Source organism: Streptomyces sp. NPDC003943 (assembly GCF_053605265.1).
Genome location: NZ_JBSGIW010000032.1, coordinates 21281 through 41481, shown reverse-complemented (window position 1 = coordinate 41481; position 20201 = coordinate 21281). Strand labels below are relative to the sequence as shown.

Here is a 20201-nt window from a genome sequence, read left to right as displayed (position 1 = left end):
CCGTATGCGCATCATCTGCGTCGCGGGCGCACGGCCCAACTACATGAAGATCAAGCCGGTGATGGACGCCCTGGAGGCCCGGGGCGCCGAGGTCTTCCTCGTCCACACCGGTCAGCACTACGACCCGGCGATGAACGACGTCTTCTTCCAGGACCTCGGACTGCGCCCGCCCGACCGCTTCCTCGGCGTGGGCTCCGGCAGCCACGCCGCCCAGACCGGGCGGGTGATGACGGCCTTCGAGCCGCTCGTCGACGAACTCGCGCCGGACGCCGTCGTGGTGGTCGGCGACGTCAACTCCACGCTGGCCTGCGCCCTGGTCACCGCCAAGGCAGGCCCGCTGCTCGCCCATGTCGAGGCCGGGCTGCGCAGCCGCGACTGGTCGATGCCCGAGGAGGTCAACCGGGTCGCCACCGACCGGCTCAGCGACTACCTGCTCGCGCCGTCCGACGACGCCGTCGCCAACCTGCGCGCCGAGGGCTACCACGACGACCAGGTCCACCTCGTCGGCAACGTCATGATCGACACCCTCTTCGCCAACCTGGAGCGGGCGAAGGAGTCGGACGTCCTCGGCAGACTCGGGTACGAGGCCGGCGGCTACGGCCTCGTCACCCTCCACCGGCCCGCCAACGTCGACGACCCGGAGATCCTCGCCGGCCTGCTCAAGGGCCTCGGCGAGGTCGCCGGGCACTGCCCGCTCGTGCTGCCCGTGCACCCCCGGGCCGCCGAGAAGCTGAACGCGCTCGGCGTGCCCGGCGGCATCCGGCTCGTGCCACCCGCCGGCTACCTGGACTTCATCGCCCTCCAGGCCGGCGCCCGGATCGTGCTCACCGACTCCGGCGGCGTCCAGGAGGAGACCACCGCCCTCGGCGTGCCCTGCGTGACGCTGCGGGACAACACCGAGCGCCCGATCACGGTCGAGCAGGGCACCAACGTCCTGGCCGGCCGCGACCCCGCCCGGATCGTCGCCACCGCCGTCCCGCTCCTGGACGCCCCGCCGCCGCCCCGCCGCCCCGAACTCTGGGACGGCCGGGCCGGCGAGCGGATCGCCCGGGTGCTCCTGGACGGCGGCACGGCGGCCGACCGCCCCCGTCCCACCGACCACCGCTGACGTCTTCGGCGACGGCCGCCCCACCGGCCGTCGCCGCCCTGAAGTCACCGGTCGCACCGACACCGCAGAACACCGCAGACCGCCGAACGTGGTGATCGCGAAGGGCTCACGTCCGCTCGCGATCCCACCTATCCTCATCTGCGGCAAGGCAGTTGAGCAGCCGCTCCGCACGGGGGCGCGCAAGGGGGAGCCATGGACCTCGCAGAGATCTTCCGGGTCATGCGCCGGCGCTGGTACGTGCTGGTGCCCGGGCTGCTGCTCACGGCCGGCCTGACCGTGGGCGCCTGGCTGCTCGTGCCGGTCTCGTACCAGTCGCAGAGCACCGTCGCCATGCTCAACTCCCGCAAGGGCGCGGCCGCCGACGGCAATCCGTTCCTCAGCATGGAGCCGTCGCTCACCGGCATGGCCGACAGTCTCGCCCGCAACGTCAACTCGGACGCGTCGAAGGCGGATCTGAAGGCCGAGGGGCTGACCCTGAAGTACGAGGCCAAGATCGCCGACAACGCGCAGGGGCCGCTGCTCTGGCTCACCGTCACCGGCGAGGACCGGGCCGCCGTCCTGAAGGGCAACAAGACGCTGATGGCGTTCACCGCCGAGCGGCTCAAGGAGCTCCAGGCCGACCAGAAGGTGTCCTCGGACTCCATGATCCGGATCACCACGATCGTCCCGCCGCAGACCCCCGAGCCCCAGCTCAAGAACAAGGTCCAGTACCTGGTGATGGCCGCCGGCCTCGGCGTCGTCCTCAGCCTCGTGGCGACCTTCTTCGCGGAGGCCCGCCGCCGGGGCACGAAGCCGCGCAGGCACCGCCAGGAGCCCGAGGCCGGGGAAGCCGCCGGAACGGAGCCCGAGGGCCGGCCGCTCCCGGAGGCCCGGCCCGCCCCCGACCTCGTCGAGGAGTCGTTCGGCGCCGGGCCCGAGCCGTCCGTCGACCAGCCCCGAGACCAGCCCACCGTCCAGCTGCCCGTGCTGCCCGTCGCCGAGCGGCGCCCGGCCAAGCGCCCCCCGTCCTGGGTGAAGTGACCCGAGAACGAGGAGTCTCCCACGTGGAATCCGACGCCCCCGACCAGGCGTCCCTGGGGACCAAGGTCCGCTCCGCCACCCGCTGGAGCCTCATCAACACGATGGTGATGCGGCTCGGCAACTTCGCCACCGGCATCGTCCTGGTCCGCTACGTGCTCGACCCGGCCGCCTGGGGCGTGTACGGCGTCGCCCAGACCGTCCTGATGGTGCTGCTCTCCGCCAACGAACTCGGCGTCACGCTCGCCGTGGTCCGCTGGGAGGGCGACGTACGCTGCTTCGCGCCCACCGTGCTCAGCCTCAGCGCCCTCTCCAGCGGCCTGCTCTACCTGGCCCTGTTCGCCGCCGCCCCGGGCGTCGCCGGACTCCTCGGCGCGCCCGAGGCCACCGCCGTGCTGCGCGTGATGTGCCTGTGCCTGATCCTCGACGGGCTCTCCCAGGTGCCGGCCGGAGTGCTCACCCGGGAGTTCCGGCAGGGCCGCCGGATGGTCGTCGACGCGCTCAACTTCGTCGTCAGCACCTCCGTGACCCTGGGTCTGGCCCTGCAGGGCTGGGGCGCCATGAGCTTCGCCTGCGGCGCCGTCGCCGGAAACGTGGTGGCCCTCGCCGGCTGCGCGATCGCCGCGCCCGGCATGCTCCGCTTCGGCTGGGACGCGGGTCAGGCCCGGGCGCTGCTCCGGTTCGGCCTGCCGCTCGCCGGGGCCAGCCTGCTGGCCCTCGCCGTGGTCAACGCTGACGCCATGATCGTCGGCGCGGTCCTCGGCCATGTCGCCCTCGGTTACTACATGCTCGCCTTCAACATGGCCGGCTGGCCCGTCCGGGTCATCTCCGAGACCGCCCGCCGGGTCTCCTTCGCGGGCTTCTCCCGCCTGGCCGACGACGCCAAGGCGCTCTCCGACGGCTTCGCCCGCGCGCTGGGCGCCCTGATGACCGCCACCGTCCCCGCCTGCGTCCTGCTCGGCGCGCTCGCCGGGCCGCTGGTCGAGCTGGTGTACGGGGCGCGGTGGCGGCCGGCCGCCGAGGCGCTGCCCTGGCTGATGGCCCTCGGCCTGGCCCGGATCGCCGCCGAGCTCACGTACGACTGCCTGGTGGCCGTCGGCCGGCGCCGCTCGCTGCTGCTCATCCAGGGCCTGTGGCTGGTCACCCTGGTCCCGGTGCTGATCCTCGCCGCCCGCGCCGGCGGCATCGCGACCGTCGCCGCCGGGCACGTCCTGGTCGCCGTGGCGGTCGTCGCACCCGCCTTCCTGGTCACCCTGCGGCGCGGCGGCATCGCGGCCCGAGCCCTGGCCAAGGTGTGCGTACGGCCCGTGCTCGGCGGCCTGCTGATGGCCGCGCTCCTGGTGCTGCTGCGGCAGCGGCTCGGGGAGGGGCTCGGCGCCCTGTGCGCCACGAGCGTCGTCGGACTCGTGGCTTACGGGCTCTGCGCGCTCCCCGCCCGCACACTGGTGCGCGGCGCACTCGCCCGGCGCCGCCGGAGCCGGGGGCCCGAGGCGCCGGAAGGGACCGGCGCGGTCCCTTCCCTACCGGCACAGAAGCAGCCGGCCGCCCCGGCTCACGAACGATGAGGTGAGTCCCCTGGACCCGCTCGACCGATCCGGCGCCCGAGGCGGCCGGCCCCCCGGCCGCCGCCGCAAGCTGCTCGGAGCGGCGCTGCTCGCCGCCGTACTGCTGTTCTCCCTGTTCACCTTCACGGGCCTCGGCCAGCAGGCGCTCTGCCTCGGCGGCGCCGCGCTCTGCGACTCGCGCGCGATCACCAAGCCCGGCGCCGGCGCCACGCCCACCGGCCCCGGCGGCGGCACGACGGACGGCAAGCCGCGCGCGCCGAAGGGCTGCGCGAGCCCGAGCGCCTGCGGCTACCCGGACGCCTCCACCACCGGACCGCGGATCGCTGCCCTCACCCCGCAGTCCACCGGCAACGCCTCCATCCGCACCGACGGCACCGTCATCAAGGGCTGGGACATCACCGGCTCCCTCGACATCTACGCCAACAACGTCACCGTCGTCGACAGCCGGATCACCTCCACCAACTGGTGGGGCATCAACCTGCGGCCAGGCTTCTCCGGGCTGCGCGTCCTGCACACCACCATCACCGCCGTCCCCGGCAAGGGACCCGACAACGGCGGCTCCGACTACGCCGTCTCCAACATGAGCACCAGCTCGGTCGAGGTCGCCTTCTGCGACGTCTCCGGCTTCGGCGACGCCCTGTCCATGGGCCAGGGCGACCTGCACGACAACTACGTCCACGACATCGCCGCGTACCACAACCTGGACGGCCAGTGGCAGCACACCAACGCCGTCATCAGCAACGGCGGCGGCCAGGGGAAACTGATCATCCGGCACAACACGCTGCTCAACCCGGTCCCGGTGGAGAAGGGCGCCTCCGCCGCCGTCGGCCTCTTCGCCGACAGCGCGCCCGTCACCAACACGGTCGTCGACGACAACTGGCTCGCGGGCGGGGCGTACAGCCTCTACGCCGGCGGCAAGGACTCGACCGGCGTCGAGGTGACCGACAACGTCTTCTCGCCCCAGTACTACCCGGCGGGCGGCAGGTACGGGGCCGTCGCCTACTGGAACGCGGCCGGCAAGGGCAACGTGTGGCGGGGCAACCGGATGGCGGACGGGACGCCCGTCGTTCCCGCCCAACCATGAGACAAATCCTGAGATCACCTGATAAACCCACCTGCGCCGACTACGGTTGAGCCGACCTCACCTCACGCTTTTTCGAACACCAGGTGGTTGATGCGATGTCCGGCCTCCGTGCCCTCCGCAATCGTCTCGTCGACGCTCCCGACTCGCTCGGCGAACGATTCCGCGCGGCCCGCTGGGAGCGGTTCCGCTCCTGCTTCCCCGGCATCGAGGACATGCGGGTGGTGGACCTCGGCGGCACGGCCTCGAACTGGACGCGCTCGCCGCTCCGGCCCAGGCACGTGCACCTGGTGAACCTGGAGGAGCACCCGGCCGAGCTGCCCGAGTGGATCACCGCCGAGGTCGCCGACGTCACCGACCCGGAGATCCCCGCCAAGCTCGGCGAGTTCGACCTGGTCGTCTCCAACTCCACGATCGAGCACGTCGGCGGGCCCAGCCAGCGCCGCCGCTTCGTCGGCGCCATCGAGCAACTGGCCCCGCTGCACTGGGTGCAGACCCCCTACCGCTACTTCCCCGTCGAGCCGCACTTCCTCGCCCCCGGCTTCCAGTTCCTGCCGCTCGCCGCCCAGGCCAAGCTCGTCCGGCACTGGCCGCTCACCCACAGCAAGCCCGGCACGCCCGAGGAGGGCATGGACGCGGTCATCAACATCGAGCTGCTGACCCGCGCCGAGATGCGCTACCTCTTCCCCCGGTCCGTGATCATCAGCGAGCGCGTCGCCGGGCTCACCAAGTCCCTGACAGCCGTCCGCAACCGCGTCTGATGCGCCGGCTCCTCCGGGCCCCCTGGGAACTCCTCAAGCTCCGCTTCGGCTGGCTGGTCCTCTACGAGCTGCGCAACAAGGTGCTGCTCGCGCCGACGGCCTGGCGGCTGCGCCGCTTCGAGGACGCCGAGACCGCGCGGCTCGCGAAGGTCCTCGGCCGCCCGCCCGCGGCGAAGGTCGCCACCGTCATCGCCACCCACCGGCGCCCGGAGGCCCTCCTCCGGGCCGTCCGCTCGGCCCTGGAGCAGTCCGTACGCGACCAGGTCGTCCTGGTCGTCGACGACGGCGCCGGACTGCCCGAACTCCCCGCCGACCCCCGCCTCTTCGCGGTCTCGCTGGCCCGCAACACCGCGGTCGCGGGCGTCGTGCGCAACGTCGGCGTCCGGCTCACCTCCTCGGCGTACGTCGCCTTCCTCGACGACGACAACCTGTGGGAGCCCGACCACCTCGAGGAGGCCCTGGCCGCCCTGGAGGCGCCCGGCGGACCCGAGGCCGTCTACACGGCGCTGCGAAGGGTCCGGCCCGACGGCACCGACATGGACGTCCTGTCAGTGCCGTTCGACCGGCGCCGGGCCGCGCACCAGGCCTTCCTCGACACCAACGCCTTCGTCGCCCGCCGCACCCCGGCCCTGCACTTCAGCCGGCTGCGCAGGACCCCAGAGGTGCTGCCCCGGGAGGACTGGGAGCTGATCCGCCGCTACGCCCGCACCCACCGGGTCGCCCACCTCGCCCGGCCCACCGTGCGCTATCTGGTGAACCCCGGCAGCTTCTACACCTCGTGGGGCGACTGAGGCCGGCCGAGGAGCGCGCCGACGGCCGCCCGCGCGGGCGGCCGTCCCAGGGCCGCCCGGGACGCCTCCCGCAGCAGCACCGCGCCGCGGAAGGCCGCCGTCGCCGCCAGGCCGTGGCGGCGCCGGTAGAGCCGGACCCGGTTGGTCACCAGGAGCGACCACAGGCGCGGCGAGACCCGTGAGTCGCCGCCCAGGTGCGTGGCGCGGGCCCCGGGCTCCAGGCGCGTGCGATGGCCGAGGTCCCGGGCCCGCAGGCAGTATTCGGTCTCCTCCGAGTACAGGAAGAACGACTCGTCCCACGGCCCGCACTCCGCCACGCACTCCGGGGACAGCGCCATCAGCGCCCCGGTCGCCCAGTCCGCCGTCGTCCGTCCCTCGTACGCGGCAGGCGTGGTGACCAGCTCGCTCCAGCGCGGGAAGCGGCCGGCCCGGGTGTTGCCGACGACGGCCTCGCCGAGCGCCCTCGTCAGGCTGGACTCCCGGCGCAGCGAACGAACGAGCCCGCCGTCCTCCTCGTACAGGAGCGGCACGGAGATCCCGACCCGGGCGCCGCCGGGCAGCGGGCTGCCGAGCGCCGCCACCAGGGTCGCGGCGCAGCCCTCGGCCATCCGGATGTCCGGGTTGCAGATGAGCACCGCCCGGTAGCCCTCCGGCCAGGCACCGGCGGCGCGCAGGGCCGCGTTCACCCCGAAGGCGTATCCGCCGTTGCGGCCGGTCTCCACGACCGTGGCCTCGGGCGCGTGCTTGCGCACCACGGCGACGGTGTCGTCCGCGGAGTCGTTGTCGGCGACGACGAGCCGCCAGTCAAGGCCCGCCATGCCCGCGGGCAGCGAGTCGAGGAAGCCGGGCAGCACCTCCGCGCTGTTCCAGGTGACGACGACGACGGCGACCGGGCCGCCGGTGGCGTCGCTGCTGTGCTGATCGTGCATCAGATCTCCACGAGACGAGAGGAGTCGGGGGTACGGGCGGACGGCACGGGCAGCGCCGGGCGCTCGCCGGCCGCCTCCCGCCGTACGAAGCCGAGACAGCTGCCGCCCGCGCCGAGCAGCAGGAAGAACACCCCCGCGAACATGGGGAAGCTGAGCGTGTCGAAGGTCGCGCTGATCACCAGGGCCACCATCGCCGAGGCGAAGAACGCCTGGCCGAGCTCGCGGTCCGACTCGGTCCGGGCGAGCCGCCGGATCGACCCGCCCTGGTGCACGCCGGTCAGCCCGAGCAGCAGCAGACACGCCACCCCGAGCGCGCCCAGCTCGGCGAGCGTGAGCAGGTACTGGTTGTCGGTGAAGAAGTAGCGCTCCGGCGTGAAGGTGCCGAAGCCCCGCCCGAGCACCGGATCCTGCAGGAAGTACTCGTAGATCTTCGGGTACTTGATGGTGCGGGCCTGGGTGCTGCTGTCGGCGTTGTTCAGGCTGCCCGAGAACAGGCCGGTGATCGTGCCGATCAGCCCCGGCACCAGCACCTTGAACACCGCCACGGAGCCGAAGAGGATGCCGATCGTCGTCCAGCGCCGCTCCGGCTTCCAGCGCGGCACCATCACCAGGGCCACGATCGCGATGCCGATGATCGAGGTCCGCGACACCGTCAGCGGCAGCCCGCCGCCCAGCAGCACCACCGGCGCCCAGCGCTTGAAGTTCCCCAGGTGCCGGCGCGCCGGATCGAAGGCGTGCCAGACCGCGAACGGCAGCAGGATCGCCAGCATGCCGCTGAACTCCAGCGGATGCGCGGTCAGCGACCGAGGCCGGGTGAAGGAACCGCGGTCCATCACGTTGACGCTCGCCGTGCTGGAGCTGAGGCCCGGGATGCGCAGCGAGTCGGCGATGTTCGTGCCGGTGAAGAAGTCGTACAGGCCGAGCGCGGCCACGATCGATCCCATCACGACCAGGCGGCGCAGCAGCACGTCGAGCCGGTCCCGGTCCTGGATCCCGGCCGTGGTCAGCACCACCAGGGACACCCACACCAGGAGCACGATCAGACCCCGGTCGGCCGCCAGGATCTCCTTCTGCGAGCTGATCCGGTCCTGGTTGGCGACGTACGAGAGGAGCACGGTGACGGCGACCACGAACATCACCGTCCGCATGGTGCGGGTCCCGGGCGCCGGCGCGAGCCGTCCGCTGCACCAGGTCGCCAGGTACCAGAACAGGCCGAGCAGCGCGAACACGTTCGCCGGGGTGCCGGCCCCGCCCAGCGCGGGCAGCGCCAGGTTCGACGGCAGGAAGAGCGCGAGCGCCAGATAGCCGGTGAGGACGGCGGTGGCGTCGAGCGGCCGGGTCAGCAGCCTGCGGATCCGGCCCGCGTCCGGCCGCGGCGCCGGGGGAGCGGGCTCCGGCAGCCCCTTCGTACGCCGCCGGGCCGCCGCCCACGTCTCCACCAAGAACGACAGCAGGAACGCGCCGGTGAGACCGAAGACCACCACGGCGGCCGTCTTCTGGTAGCGCGACTTGGGCTCCGAGACCGGCCGCTGCGGCGGCACGATCCGCGCCGACTGCACGTAGTACCCGTCCGGCACCTTCGCCTGCCGCTGCAGGAACTGCAGCTGCTCGGTCGCGTAGTCGGTGATCTGCCGGGTCTCGTCCAGGACCTTGGCCCGGTCCTCGCCCTTGACGGTGACCGTGAGCAGCGGCCCCTCGGCCTGGGCGGCGAAGTCGACCGCGTACTCGTCGGTGATGCCCCTGGTGACTAAAACCTGCGCCGTCTCGGGCGACTGCAGCGCCCGGATCAGCACGTCGGCCGTGCTGATCAGCGAACCGCTCACATAGGCGAGGGGGTTGCCGAAGCTCGGCGCCGGCTTGGCGACCTTCGCCGAGTTCAGCAGGGCCAGCTGGCTCTGCGACTCGTACGTCACCGGGACGGTCGTGTAGAGGTAGCCGCCCGCGACCAGACTGAGCAGGGTCAGCGGCACCATGACGTACCAACGCCCGCGCAGGACGCGGAAGATCTCGGCGATGCTCACGAACCCTCCCCCGGTTCCCCTCGGTGGTGCCAGTATCGGTCCTGATGGAACCGCTGCCCGAAAACACGGACCAAGACGTGCTCACTCCCGAGGGACTGGCCCGCGTGCTGCTGCGCCGCTGGTACGTCCTGCTGCTCGCCGCGCTCGTCACCGGGGCCGGCTGCTACCCGGCGCTGCGGCCCGCGCCGCGCTACCAGAGCTCCGCGGTGCTCGTGGTGAAGCCGCCGCGCACCGACAGCCAGCCCAACCAGCTGACCAACCTCCAGCCCTCGCTGGCCATGGTGTCCTTCGCGGTGGTCCAGCAGCTGCAGTCGCCCGCCGGGCGGGACGAGTTGCGGGAGGCCGGGGTGCACGGCACCTACCGGCTCACCCCCCGCAACAGCGGCACCAGCGCCACCCCGTACTACTCGATCCCCACCCTGCAGGTGGAGGCCGAGCAGTCCGCGCCCGAGGAGGCCGACCGGGTCGTCCAGGCGATCATCGGCGTCTACAGCCGGCATCTGACCGCCCTCCAGACGCAGCAGCACGTGCCCAAGTCGACCCTGCTCACCGTCGACCTGGTGAACCGGCCCGGCACCGTCGCGCTGCCGCCCAACCGGACCCGGGCGGTCGCCGGGGTGGGCGCGCTCGGCACCCTCGCGGGCGTGATGACGGCACTGTGGACCGAGCGGTACGCGACGGCGCGGCGGCGCCGGAGGCAGGACCGGGACTGACATCGCGGGCGGCTGGTCAGCGTGCAGCACCGTGCTCGGTGAGCCGGCCGTCCCGCTCCTCGTACAGCGCGCCCGTCTCCGGGCACTCCCACACCCCCGGCCGCTCAGGGTGCGCGGTGAGCCGCACGCCCGCCCTGCCGACCCAGCCGGCCTGCCGGGCCGGTACGCCCATCACCAGGGCGAAGTCGGGCACGTCCGAGGTCACCACGGAACCGGCCGCGACCAACGCCCAGCGCCCGATGGTGACCGGCGCGACGCACACCGAGCGGGCGCCGACGGCGGCGCCGTCGCCGATCCGCACGGCGACCGGCTCCCAGTCGCCGCCCCGCTTCAGCTTCCCGTCCGGGTCCACGGCCCGCGGGTTGTGGTCGTTGGTGAGGACCACGGACGGGCCGACGAAGACGCCGTCGCCGAGGACCGCGGGCTCGTACACCAGGGCGTAGTTCTGCAGCTTGCAGTTGTCGCCGATGGTCACGCCGGGACCGACGTACGCGCCCCGCCCCACCACGCAGTTCTCGCCGAGGCGGGCGTCCTCGCGGATCTGGGCGAGCTCCCACACGCTGCTGCCGGCGCCGACGACGGCCTTCTCGTCGACCTGAGCGGTGGGCTGGACCCGGTAGTTCACTGACGTGCCTTTCTGTCGATGAGGTGAGTTCTAGATTCCGCGGCGCTTCCACGACCGCCACCACAGCCACTCGCGGCCCCGCTCCACCACCGCCGACAGGATCAGCGGCTGGAGGTACGGCATGGTGCGCGCGCCGATCCGGCGGCGCAGCCGCAGCGCCCGGTACTCCGGCAGCGTCTCGGCGTCCGGGCGGCACTCGCGGGCGAAGGCCACCAGCTCGTCCACCGGCACCACGCCGGTGCGCCCACGGTCGTACGCCCGGTAGGCGCGCCGCAGGGCCTGGCGGGCGAGCCGGGTGTCGACGAGGGCGGCGAGCCGGTCGGCCTGCGGGAGCAGGTCGGCGCACTTGTCGAGGACGGCGGTGAAGGCGGCCCTGCGCTGGCGGATGTCGTCGAGCTGGCCGCCGAAGTCGGTGGTCGACATGTTGTCGCCGTGGACCCGGTAGTACGCCTGGTCGGCGCCCTGGACGTAGCCGACGTCGGCGTGGGCGGCGAGCCGCATCCACATCTCGATGTCGCCGGCGTGCGGCAGCTCCGGGTCGTAGCCGCCGACCTTCCGCTGCAGGCTGGTGCGGACCACCACCTCGGGCGAGGTGATGCATCCGGTGCCCTCGCGGAAGCGGCGCTCCAGCCACCAGTGGCCGGGATACACCACGGATCCGGTGCTGCTGGTACGGGCCGCCGGCAGCGGCCCGCCGTGCTGGAAGCGCAGCGGCCGGCCGTAGCAGAAGCCCGCGTCCGGGTGGGCGTCGAGCAGGGCCGCGGCCCGCACGAGCGCGCCGGGGACCAGCCGGTCGTCGGCGGAGAGCAGGACGACGTAGTCGCCGTCCGCCCATTCGAGCAGGCCCTCGTTGTAGGTGGCGATGTGGCCCTTGTTGGTCTCGTGGACCCGCACCTCGATCCTCGGGTCGGAGGCGGCCAGTCTCCTGGCCACCTCCGCCGAGTCGTCGGGGGACGCGTCATCGATGATCAGCACCCGCACGTCGAGGCCGGGCTGTTCGTCGAGCACGCTGCGTACGCAGTCGGCCAGGAAGTGGCCGTACTTGTAGCAGGGGATGACGACGCTGACTGAACTCATGTGGTGCGTTCCCCGTGTTTCCTGAAGAGAGTCAGCCGGTCGTGAAGACCGGTCCGACCCAGTAGTTGGTCGAGTTGTAGGAACTGGTCGGGAAGGCACTCGCGGTGCCGTACCGGTAGACCCCGTTGGCGCTGCCCGAGGCGTCGGCGGGCGCCGTCAGCGGGTAGTCGAGATGCGCGCTGCCGAAGTACCCGCCGTCCGAGGCGTAGTTGCCGTTGGGCGCGTGGTACGACACCACGTAGCGGGTGCCGGCGGTGATGCTGACCGGGGTGGCGAAGGTGAGCTTCTGCCAGCCGGAGGCCGTCTCGCCGGTGAAGGTGCCGGTGGCGAGCAGCGTGCCGCTGTCCGTCCACAGGCTGCCGGTGTGGGTGCCGGTGTTGCCCGCGCCCTTGTAGAAGGTGACGCCGGTCACCTTGCCGGCCAGGGCCGACTCGAAGCGGGTGCCGATCTCCAGGGAGTTGGCGTCACTGGTCTCCGAGGCCCGGGCGGGCACCGCGTCGGCGCTCCACAGGGTGCACGGGCAGGTCGCCGGAGGCGGGGTGGCGCTGGTGGTGAAGGTCCAGGTCACCGGCGCCGCCATCGCGTTGCCCCACAGGTCGGCGGCCTGCACGGACGCCGTGTACGCGGTGCCGAGCGCGAGCTGCGAGGAGAGCGTGAACGCGGCGGTTCTGCCGTCGCCGCTCAGGGTGGCCCGGCCCGGCACGGCGGTGCCGTTCGGGTCCTTCACGGTGAACACCAGGCTGTCGCTGTCCAGGCTCTCGCTGAAGGTCGCCGACAGCGGCGCGGTGGGCGAGATGCCCGTGGCGCCCGGGGCGGGCGTCCGGGAGGTCACGGTCGGCGGCGCGGTGCTGGCCGAGCCCGTCTCCAGGATGGCGTCCACCCAGTAGTTGGCGCCGCTCGACGCCTGCGACGGGAAGCCGCTGGAGGACCCGTACTTGTAGACGCCGTTGCCGCCGTCCGTACCCGACTTGAGCGCGGTGAGCGGGGCCAGGCCCGCGTCCTTGGCGGCGAAGTAGTCCGCGTCGTAGGCGTAGCCGCCGTTCGGCGCGAAGTACGAGGCGATGTAGGTGGTGTTGGCCTTGACCGGCACCGGGCTGGCGAACTTCAGCTGCTGCCAGCCGGACGCGGTCTCGCCGGTGAAGGTGCCGGTGGCGAGCAGCTGGCCGGAGGACGACCACAGGCTGCCCTTGTGGGTGCCGGTGTTGACGCTCGACTTGTAGAAGCGGACGCCGGTGATCGTGCCGGGCACCGAGCTGCGGACCTTCACGCCGAGCTCGACGGAGCTGCCGTCGCCGCCGTTCGGCTGGCCGGGCGTGGCCGAGGCCGGCCACACCGTGCACGGGCACTTCTGCGCGTCGATGGTGAGCGGCACGGAGGTCTCCGCGCCGATGTTCACGCTGTCGTCGACGGCGCGGACCTTCAGCGTGACCGGGCCCTGGGCCATCGGGGTCCAGGTGTAGCTCCAGGAGGTGGTGCCGTCGGCGGCGTGCCAGGTGGTGCCGCCGTCCGTGGACACCTCCACCCGGGCGACCACGCCGCCGCCCGTGTCGGAGGCGGTGCCGGAGACGGTGACCTGCTGGAGCGCCGGGACGGAGCTGTTCGGCGCCGGGCTGGTGACGGTGACGGCGGGGCCCGTGGTGTCGGTCGACGCGGTGGCCGGGACCAGGCCCGTCTGCAGGGTCTTCGGCTGGAGGCCCATGTCGGCGAGGATGTTCACGGTCGCCTGCTGCATCCGCTTGTCCTCGGTGACCACGGCGCCGCCGGGGTCGGCCGTCGGCACGTTGGTGAGGCCCCAGGACCACTGCACGGTGCCGGTGCCGAAGACCAGGGCCTTGGAGGTCGGGTCGCGGAAGGCGACCAGGCTGTGCGTGGCGGTGCCGTTGCCGTAGTTGTTGCCCCAGTCCTGCAGGTACTTGCCGTCCTGGATGTCGACCGACGTCGACGACATCCGGATCTGGCCGGCCGGCCGGGTGGCGTTCTCGATGTCGGAGTCCCACTCGTAGCCGAGGGTGCCCTTGGGGAAGGTGGCGACCTGGCTGCCGGTCAGGCCCGCGACCGAGGTGTTGCGCCACAGCCGCATCTTCCCGTAGGCGGCCGGCACGGTGATGGCGTCACTGCGGTAGCCGTTCACCTGGAACATCGATCCGGTCAGGATGTTCATCGGCCGGTAGGGCGCGCCGCCCTTGGTGCTGTCCGGGTCCATCCAGGTGCCGGTCCACTGGTCGCTTGGGTCCGGGACGCCGTTCGGCGTCGGGAACTTCAGCTTCGTCTCCTTGTAGCAGACCAGGGTGCGGTCGGCGGTGTGGCTGAGGTCCAGGCTCGGTTCGAGCCGGGTCTTCCAGAAGATCTCGTTGCCCGCGAAGTACGTCTGGTGCTGGCCGCCCTTGCGGGCGTTGAGCACGTTGGTGAACTGCTCGCCCGTCCAGTACTCGTCGTGCCCCTGCGACATGTACATCTTGTGCTTCGGCAGGATCGTGGCGCCCCGGGTGGCGACGTCGATGCCGGAGGCGTAGCTCAGGTCGTAGCCGTTGCGCTCCAGCCAGGCGATCATCTCGAACTCGGAGCCGTAGACGCCGTTGTCGCCGCTGATGTCCATCGGACGGTTGTAACTGACCTTGTACGCCCGCCCGTCGGGCGCCGGTCCGTCGCCGTCGTAGAGGTTGGCGCCGCCCCACTTGTTGTACGCCTGCCAGGTCTGGTCCGAGGTCTGCACGAGGATGTCGGACGTGCTGGAGTCGTTGCGCACGACGAAGGGGTACGGCATGACGCCGTTGCCGTCGTCCTGGTCGAAGTTGGCGATGTAGAGGCCCGAGACGGCGTCGCTCGGCACGCTCCAGGTCGCCGTGGTCGGCCAGTTGCCGCAGTCGAGCAGGCCGGTGCCGGAGTCCTTGAGGCAGTCGAGCCGCTTGGTGAGGTAGTTGGCGGGGTGGATCTGGGCGGCCTGCGCGTCCGTGGAGACCTGCCGGGCGCCGTCGCCGCCGTACCAGCCGAGCCGGAAGATCCGGACGTGGTACGCGGCGGGGGACTGGACCTTGAACTGGATCGTCTCGCCGGGCTGGACGCTCGTCTTCGTCGCGAACCCGGCGATGTCACCGTAGTTGTTGCCGGAGAACCAGTCGGACATGGGCGTGCCCGGCTTGGAGTTCTCGCACACGATCGGATTGCTTCCGGCGCCGCAGGGGTCGGCGAGCGCGCTCGCCACCCCGGCCGATGGCAGGAAGATCGCGGTCAGCGCCGCGGCCAGGGCGAACACGGCGCCTCTGACCCGACGGTAGTGCTTTTGCATCGCTGTACCTTTCACGGGCAGTACAGAGGTCCCGGCCCGGGCGCTCACGCGCGGGCCGGGGTGGGGGAGCCCTCAGCCGAGGGCGTTCACCAACGCGGCCACGACCTGGCGCTGCTGGTCGTGGGTGATCTGGGGAAACAGCGGCAGCGACAGGATCTCGTCGGCGGCGCGCTCGGCATGCGGGAAGTCCCCGCGCGCGTAACCGAGTTCGCGGTACGCGGGCGTCAGGTGGACCGGGTCCGGATAGTGCACCCCGGCCCCGATGCCGCTCGCGTTCAGCTTGCCGACCACCGCGTCGCGGTCCGCGCCCGGGACGCGCACCACGTACAGGTGCCACACATGGGTGTTGCCGTCGGCCGTCGCGGGGCGGACCACGCGGCCGGTCCCGGCGAGCGGCGCGAGCAGCTCGTCGTAGCGGGCCGCCGCCTGCCGCCGGGCCCCGTTCCCGGCGCCGAGGCGGCGCAGCTTCGCCCGCAGCACGACGGCCTGGAGGCCGTCGAGCCGGCTGTTGAACCCGGGCACGTCGTGCCGGTACTTGGCCACCCCGCCGTGGTTGGCGACGGCCCGCACCAGGGCGGCGGCCTCCGCGTCGTCGGTGAGGACCGCGCCGGCGTCGCCGTAGGCGCCCAGGTTCTTGCCCGGGTAGAAGCTGGTGGCGGCGATGCCCCCGCTGCCGGGCGTACGGCCGTGCCGGCTCGCGCCCTGGCTCTGGGCGGCGTCCTCCACGATCCGTACGTGCCCGGGCAGCGCGGCCGCGAGCGCGGCGACGTCGGCGCACTGCCCGTACAGGTGGACCGGCACCACGGCCCGGGTGTTCCCGCCGACCGCGGCCACGGCGGCCGAGGGATCGATCAGCAGGGTGTCGGGATCGCAGTCGACCAGGACCGGGCGGGCACCGGTGCGGTGCACGGCTCCGGCGGTCGCGATGAACGTGTTCGCCGGCAGCACCACCTCGTCGCCCGCGCCGACGCCGCTCGCCCGCAGCGCCAGCTCCAGGGCGTCGGTGCCGTTGGCGACCCCGACCACGTGGGCGACGCCGCCGAACTCCGCGTACTCGCGCTCGAAGGCGGCGACCTCCTCGCCGCCGATGAAGGCGGTGTTCGCGAGGACCCGGTCGAAGCCGGCCCGTATCTCCGCGTCGACCTCCGCGTGGGCCGCCTTCAGGTCGACCAGGGGAATGTGGTTCATCAGCCGTTCGCTCCTCGTGCCGGGACCAGCCGGTCCCCCTGGACGGTCGGGTGGGTGGTGTCGTGGTCGAGCTGTCCGAGCTGCTCGAGAGCGGTGGGTGCGGCGGCGCGCAGCCGGCGGGCCGGGGAACCGGCCCACACCTCGCCGGGCGGGACGTCGTCGAGGACCACGGAGCCCATGCCGACGAGCGACCAGGGGCCGACCGCCGTGCCCTCGCGGACCAGCGCGCCGGCGCCGAGATAGGCGCCGCGGCCGATCCGGACGGTGCCGCCGAGCCGTACGCCCGAGGCGAGGGTGGCGAAGTCGCCGACCTCGTCGTCGTGGGTCAGGACGGTCTGCGGCATCACCGCGACGTGCCGGCCGACCCGCACCGCCGCGGTGAGCACGGTGTGGGCGAGCAGCACCGTGCCGGGGCCGATCACCGAGCTCGCCGAGACCGCGGCGGTCGGGTGCACCACGGTGGCGTAGCGGTCCTCGGACAGGCCGAGGCGCCGCACGATCCGGGCCCGGGAGGCGTAGTCGCGCGGGCTGCCCACGCACACCACGAACGACGCGTCCTTCAGCTTGCGGATCCGCTCGGTGCCGCCGAGCACGGGCACGCCGTCGACCGTGCAGCCCTGCAGCGCCGGGTCGTCGTCCAGGTGGCCCGCCAGCGGCAGGCCGGCGGCGAGGGCGGCCTGCGCGGTCTCCCGCGCGAAGCCGCCCGCACCGATGATCACGAGCCGTGCGGTCACCGACCCGCCGCCGCTTCCCGCAGCACGGCGACCACCCGGTCCTGCTGCTCCTCGGTCATCGTGTGGAACAGCGGCAGGATCAGCGAGTCGCGGCTGATCCGCTCGGTCACCGGCAGCGGAGCCGCCGGATGCCCCTCGTACGCCGGTTCGAGATGGCTCGCCATGATGCCGCGGCGGGCCGAGACCCCGGCCTCGGCGAGCAGCGCGAGCAGCTCGTCGCGGCCCACCGGGAAGTCCCCGTCGAGCAGCACCCAGTACGACTGGAAGTTGCCCTCGCCGTGCGCGGGGTCGCGCACCGGCTCGAGACCGGGCACGTCCGCCAGCAACTCCGTGTAGCGGAAAGCGAGTTCCCGGCGCCGGGCGACCAGCGCGTCGAGCCGGTCCAGCTGGGCGAGGCCGACCGCGGCCTGGATGTCGGTCATCCGGTAGTTGAACCCGGTCTCCAGGTAGCTCTCCAGGACCGGCTTGCCGCTCGCGTGCCGGTCGGCCGCCGACACGTTCATGCCGTGCTCGCGCAGCCGGCGCAGCCGCGCCGCCCACTCGGCGTCGTCGGTGGTGATCATGCCGCCCTCGCCGGTGGTGAGCAGCTTGCGCGGATGGAACGACCAGGCCGCGAGCAGCGCGCCCCGCCCGACGGACCCGCCGTCCACGGTCGAGCCGATCGCGCAGGCCGCGTCCTCCACCAGCGGCAGGTCCCAGCTCGCGCAGGCCGCCCGCAGCGCGGTCACGTCCGCCGGCACGCCGGCCTGGTGGACGACGAGCACCGCCTTGGTGCGGTCGGTGCGGACCGCGTCCACGGTGGCCGCCGTCAGGTTGCCGGTGGCGAGGTCGACGTCCGCGAAGACCGGCTCGGCGCCCACGTACCGCACGGCGTTGGCGGTGGCGATGAACGACAGCGACGGGACGATCACCTCGTCGCCCGGGCCCAGGCCGAGCGCGACGAGCGCCAGGTGCAGGGCGGTGGTGCAGGAGCTGACGGCCACGCCGTGCGCGGCACCGACCCGCGCCGCGAACGCCTCCTCGAAGGCCGCGACCCGCGGCCCCTGGGCCACCCAGCCGGACCGTACGGCGTCGGCGGCGGCCGTCGCCTCCTCCTCGCCCAGCCACGGCACCATCACCGGGATCCGCACCGGCTGCGCGGCGGCCTTGTCGGCGTCCGTCGCCGTCGCGCCCTTCTCGGCCCGCCACCAGTCGACCAGGTCCCGCAGCCCCGTCCGCAGATCGATCTCCGCCTTGAAGCCGAGCCGCTCCTCCGCCCGCGTGGTGTCCGCGAGCCGCCGGGTGACGCCGTTGACCGCGCGGGCCGGGCCGTGCACCGGCTCCAGGTCGGATCCCATGACGTCGAGCAGCGCGTCGGCGAGCTCCCGCAGCGAGGTCTCGGTGGCGCTGGCCACGTTGAACACCTCGTCGGTCACGTCCGCGCGGGCCGCCAGGATGTTGGCCCTGGCGATGTCCCGGACGTCCACGAAGTCCATCGTCTGCGTGCCGTCGCCGAGGATCAGCGGCGGCTCGCCCGCCTCGATCCGCTCCATCCAGCGGATCAGCACCTCGGTGTAGAGCCCGTGGATGTCCATCCGCGGCCCGTACACGTTGAAGTAGCGCAGCGCCACGTAGTCCAGGCCGTACATGGCGTGGAAGCTGCGCAGCATCCCCTCGTTGAACGCCTTGGCCGCGCCGTAGAAGGTGTCGTTGTTGTACGGGTGGTGGCGCTCGTCCGTCGGGAAGGACTCGGCCAGGCCGTACACCGAGGCGGAGGACGAGGCGATCACCTTGCCCACCCCGGCCGCCGCCGCGGCCTCCAGGACGTTGAACGTGCCGTCGACCATCACCTCGTTGGCGAGCCGCGGCTCCTCCGCGCACTGGGTGATGCGGATCGCCGCCAGATGGAAGACCAGGTCCGCGCCCTCGGTCACCCTGCGCACGGTCCCCGCGTCCCGGATGTCGCCCTCGACGAGCCGGACCCGCCCGGACCCCGTCGCCCGGGCCAGATTGGCCCGGCGGCCGCGCACCAGGTTGTCGAGCACGACGACCTCGTCCGCACCGCCCTCGACCAGCAGGTCCGTCACATGGGACCCGATGGTGCCGGCCCCGCCGGTGACCAGGATCCGCTTGCCCCGAAAGTCGCTCAACGCCGTTCTCCCGCCGCTTCGTTCACGTTCACGTGCTTGGCCGTCCGGTCCGCACCGGTCCGCAGGCCGACGACCGCGCCACGGAACTCGAGGCTCCGCGAGGCCGCCTCCAGAATGTCCAGGACCCGCAGGCCCGCCCGCCCGTCGGTCAGCGGCGCCCGCCCCTCGGTGATCGCCGCCGCGAACTCGTCGACCATGCTGCGCAGCGCCTCCTTCTCGCCGATCGCCGGCGCGACCATGTCGCCGCTGCGGTACGAGATGAGGGCCTCCCGGCGCTCGTCCGCGCCCAGGTCCTGCGGCGTCGCCAGGTCCACCCCGCGGTCGAACACCGCGATCCGCTGGGCCGGGTTGAGGTCGTCCCAGACCAGGGTGCGCTTGGCGCCGCCGACCATGGTGGTGCGGACCTTGGTCGGCGACAGCCAGTTGACGTGCACGTGCGCGATGGCACCCGTGTTCAGCTGGAGCGTGAGGTACGTGATGCAGTCCTGGCCCGCGCCGATCGGGTCCGCGCCGTGCGCGGCGACCGCCACCGGCTCGACGTGCTCCGGCAGGATGAAGTCGAGGATCGACAGGTCGTGCGGGGCGAGGTCCCACAGCACGTCGATGTCCTTCTGCACCAGACCCAGGTTGATCCGCACGGAGTCCACGTAGTGGACGTCCCCGAGCGCGCCCTCGTGCACCAGCTCGCGGATCTTCGCCACGGCCGGGGTGTAGCAGTAGGTGTGGTCGCACATCAGGGTCAGTCCGCGCTCCTCCGCCTCGGCGACCAGGCGCGCGCCGTCGGCGTAGGTCGTGGCGAGCGGCTTCTCGACGAGCACGTGCTTGCCGGCGCGCAGCGCGGCCAGCGCCACGTCCAGGTGGGTGCCGGCCGGGGTGGCGACGGCCACGGCGTGCACCTCGGGGTCGGCGAGCACGGCCGCGTAGTCGTCGGTGGCCCGGACGGTGGAGTAGTCGCCGAGGACCCGCTGGGCGCGGCCGACGTCGAGGTCGCACAGCCAGCGAAGCCGGAAGCGGTCGCTGGACTGGAAGTTGCGGACGAGGTTGGGACCCCAGTAGCCGGCGCCTATGACGGCGACTCCCAGCCGCTCGTCGGGTCGGTCGGCGTCGTTCAACGTGTTCCCCCTCATATGGATGTGCCCTGTGCTCGGGCCCTTGCGTTCTCGGTCCCTTCGGCCA

General features: G+C 72.7%; 16 protein-coding genes. 7 read left to right on the top strand and 9 right to left on the bottom strand.

Features of this window, described 5'->3' with window-relative positions; all coding sequences use genetic code 11:
* Positions 1–4: 4 nt before the first annotated feature.
* The 6 genes from wecB (at position 5) to ACWEV0_RS15965 (ending at position 6323) form a co-directional block, all read left to right on the top strand.
* Complete coding sequence (wecB, locus tag ACWEV0_RS15990; RefSeq protein ID WP_453149888.1) at positions 5–1108, top strand: non-hydrolyzing UDP-N-acetylglucosamine 2-epimerase; 1104 nt, start codon at positions 5–7, stop codon at positions 1106–1108.
* A gap of 192 nt (positions 1109–1300) precedes the next feature.
* Positions 1301–2128: a chain length determinant protein gene (locus ACWEV0_RS15985; RefSeq protein WP_453149887.1), complete on the top strand. Its 828-nt coding sequence runs from the start codon at positions 1301–1303 to the stop codon at positions 2126–2128.
* A 23-nt stretch (positions 2129–2151) separates the two neighbouring features.
* Positions 2152–3690, top strand: a complete 1539-nt coding sequence (locus tag ACWEV0_RS15980; RefSeq protein WP_453149886.1) for an oligosaccharide flippase family protein — start codon at positions 2152–2154, stop codon at positions 3688–3690.
* A gap of 1 nt (position 3691) precedes the next feature.
* On the top strand, positions 3692–4774 hold the full coding sequence (locus ACWEV0_RS15975) for a hypothetical protein (RefSeq protein ID WP_453149885.1): 1083 nt from the start codon (positions 3692–3694) through the stop codon (positions 4772–4774).
* 95 nt (positions 4775–4869) lie between these two features.
* Entirely contained in the window at positions 4870–5532 is a 663-nt protein-coding gene (locus ACWEV0_RS15970) for a class I SAM-dependent methyltransferase (protein WP_453149884.1), read from the top strand.
* Positions 5532–6323, top strand: coding sequence for a glycosyltransferase family 2 protein (locus ACWEV0_RS15965; protein WP_453149883.1), 792 nt, complete (start codon positions 5532–5534; stop codon positions 6321–6323). Before ACWEV0_RS15970 ends, ACWEV0_RS15965 begins: the two co-directional genes overlap by 1 nt.
* Here ACWEV0_RS15965 and ACWEV0_RS15960 read toward each other — a convergent pair.
* Positions 6302–7252: a glycosyltransferase family 2 protein gene (locus tag ACWEV0_RS15960; protein WP_453149882.1), complete on the bottom strand. Its 951-nt coding sequence runs from the start codon at positions 7250–7252 to the stop codon at positions 6302–6304. The genes ACWEV0_RS15965 and ACWEV0_RS15960 overlap by 22 nt on opposite strands.
* Complete coding sequence (locus ACWEV0_RS15955) at positions 7252–9273, bottom strand: O-antigen ligase family protein (RefSeq protein ID WP_453149881.1); 2022 nt, start codon at positions 9271–9273, stop codon at positions 7252–7254. Before ACWEV0_RS15955 ends, ACWEV0_RS15960 begins: the two co-directional genes overlap by 1 nt.
* A gap of 77 nt (positions 9274–9350) precedes the next feature.
* On the opposite strand from ACWEV0_RS15955, the gene ACWEV0_RS15950 reads away from it, so the two are divergent.
* Positions 9351–9986: a hypothetical protein gene (locus ACWEV0_RS15950; protein ID WP_453149880.1), complete on the top strand. Its 636-nt coding sequence runs from the start codon at positions 9351–9353 to the stop codon at positions 9984–9986.
* A 16-nt stretch (positions 9987–10002) separates the two neighbouring features.
* On the opposite strand, the gene ACWEV0_RS15945 is transcribed toward ACWEV0_RS15950, so the two are convergent.
* The 7 genes from ACWEV0_RS15945 to ACWEV0_RS15915 form a co-directional block, all read right to left on the bottom strand.
* The gene (locus ACWEV0_RS15945) at positions 10003–10611 is read right to left on the bottom strand and encodes an acyltransferase (protein WP_453149879.1); all 609 of its coding nucleotides are present in this window, start codon (positions 10609–10611) and stop codon (positions 10003–10005) included.
* 30 nt (positions 10612–10641) lie between these two features.
* A complete protein-coding gene (locus ACWEV0_RS15940) occupies positions 10642–11688 on the bottom strand; it encodes a glycosyltransferase family 2 protein (RefSeq protein WP_453149878.1) in 1047 nt (348 codons plus the stop codon).
* A gap of 31 nt (positions 11689–11719) precedes the next feature.
* Positions 11720–14974, bottom strand: coding sequence for a DUF4082 domain-containing protein (locus ACWEV0_RS15935; RefSeq protein ID WP_453149877.1), 3255 nt, complete (start codon positions 14972–14974; stop codon positions 11720–11722).
* Between the two features lie 72 nt (positions 14975–15046).
* A complete protein-coding gene (locus tag ACWEV0_RS15930) occupies positions 15047–16162 on the bottom strand; it encodes a DegT/DnrJ/EryC1/StrS family aminotransferase (RefSeq protein ID WP_453149876.1) in 1116 nt (371 codons plus the stop codon).
* Complete coding sequence (locus ACWEV0_RS15925) at positions 16162–16896, bottom strand: acetyltransferase (RefSeq protein ID WP_453149875.1); 735 nt, start codon at positions 16894–16896, stop codon at positions 16162–16164. Before ACWEV0_RS15925 ends, ACWEV0_RS15930 begins: the two co-directional genes overlap by 1 nt.
* Positions 16893–19025, bottom strand: coding sequence for an aminotransferase class I/II-fold pyridoxal phosphate-dependent enzyme (locus ACWEV0_RS15920; RefSeq protein ID WP_453149874.1), 2133 nt, complete (start codon positions 19023–19025; stop codon positions 16893–16895). Before ACWEV0_RS15920 ends, ACWEV0_RS15925 begins: the two co-directional genes overlap by 4 nt.
* Positions 19022–20137, bottom strand: a complete 1116-nt coding sequence (locus ACWEV0_RS15915; protein ID WP_453149873.1) for a Gfo/Idh/MocA family protein — start codon at positions 20135–20137, stop codon at positions 19022–19024. Before ACWEV0_RS15915 ends, ACWEV0_RS15920 begins: the two co-directional genes overlap by 4 nt.
* Positions 20138–20201 lie beyond the last annotated feature (64 nt).

Bases quoted from the DNA above. Each gene is read 5' to 3' on its own strand.
- wecB (WP_453149888.1), top strand. From the start codon at position 5: ATGCGCATCATCTGCGTCGCGGGCGCACGGCCCAACTACATGAAGATC.
- ACWEV0_RS15985 (WP_453149887.1), top strand. From the start codon at position 1,301: ATGGACCTCGCAGAGATCTTCCGGGTCATGCGCCGGCGCTGGTACGTG.
- ACWEV0_RS15970 (WP_453149884.1), top strand. From the start codon at position 4,870: ATGTCCGGCCTCCGTGCCCTCCGCAATCGTCTCGTCGACGCTCCCGAC.
- ACWEV0_RS15965 (WP_453149883.1), top strand. From the start codon at position 5,532: ATGCGCCGGCTCCTCCGGGCCCCCTGGGAACTCCTCAAGCTCCGCTTC.
- ACWEV0_RS15960 (WP_453149882.1), bottom strand. From the start codon at position 7,252: ATGCACGATCAGCACAGCAGCGACGCCACCGGCGGCCCGGTCGCCGTC.
- ACWEV0_RS15940 (WP_453149878.1), bottom strand. From the start codon at position 11,688: ATGAGTTCAGTCAGCGTCGTCATCCCCTGCTACAAGTACGGCCACTTC.
- ACWEV0_RS15935 (WP_453149877.1), bottom strand. From the start codon at position 14,974: ATGCAAAAGCACTACCGTCGGGTCAGAGGCGCCGTGTTCGCCCTGGCC.
- ACWEV0_RS15930 (WP_453149876.1), bottom strand. From the start codon at position 16,162: ATGAACCACATTCCCCTGGTCGACCTGAAGGCGGCCCACGCGGAGGTC.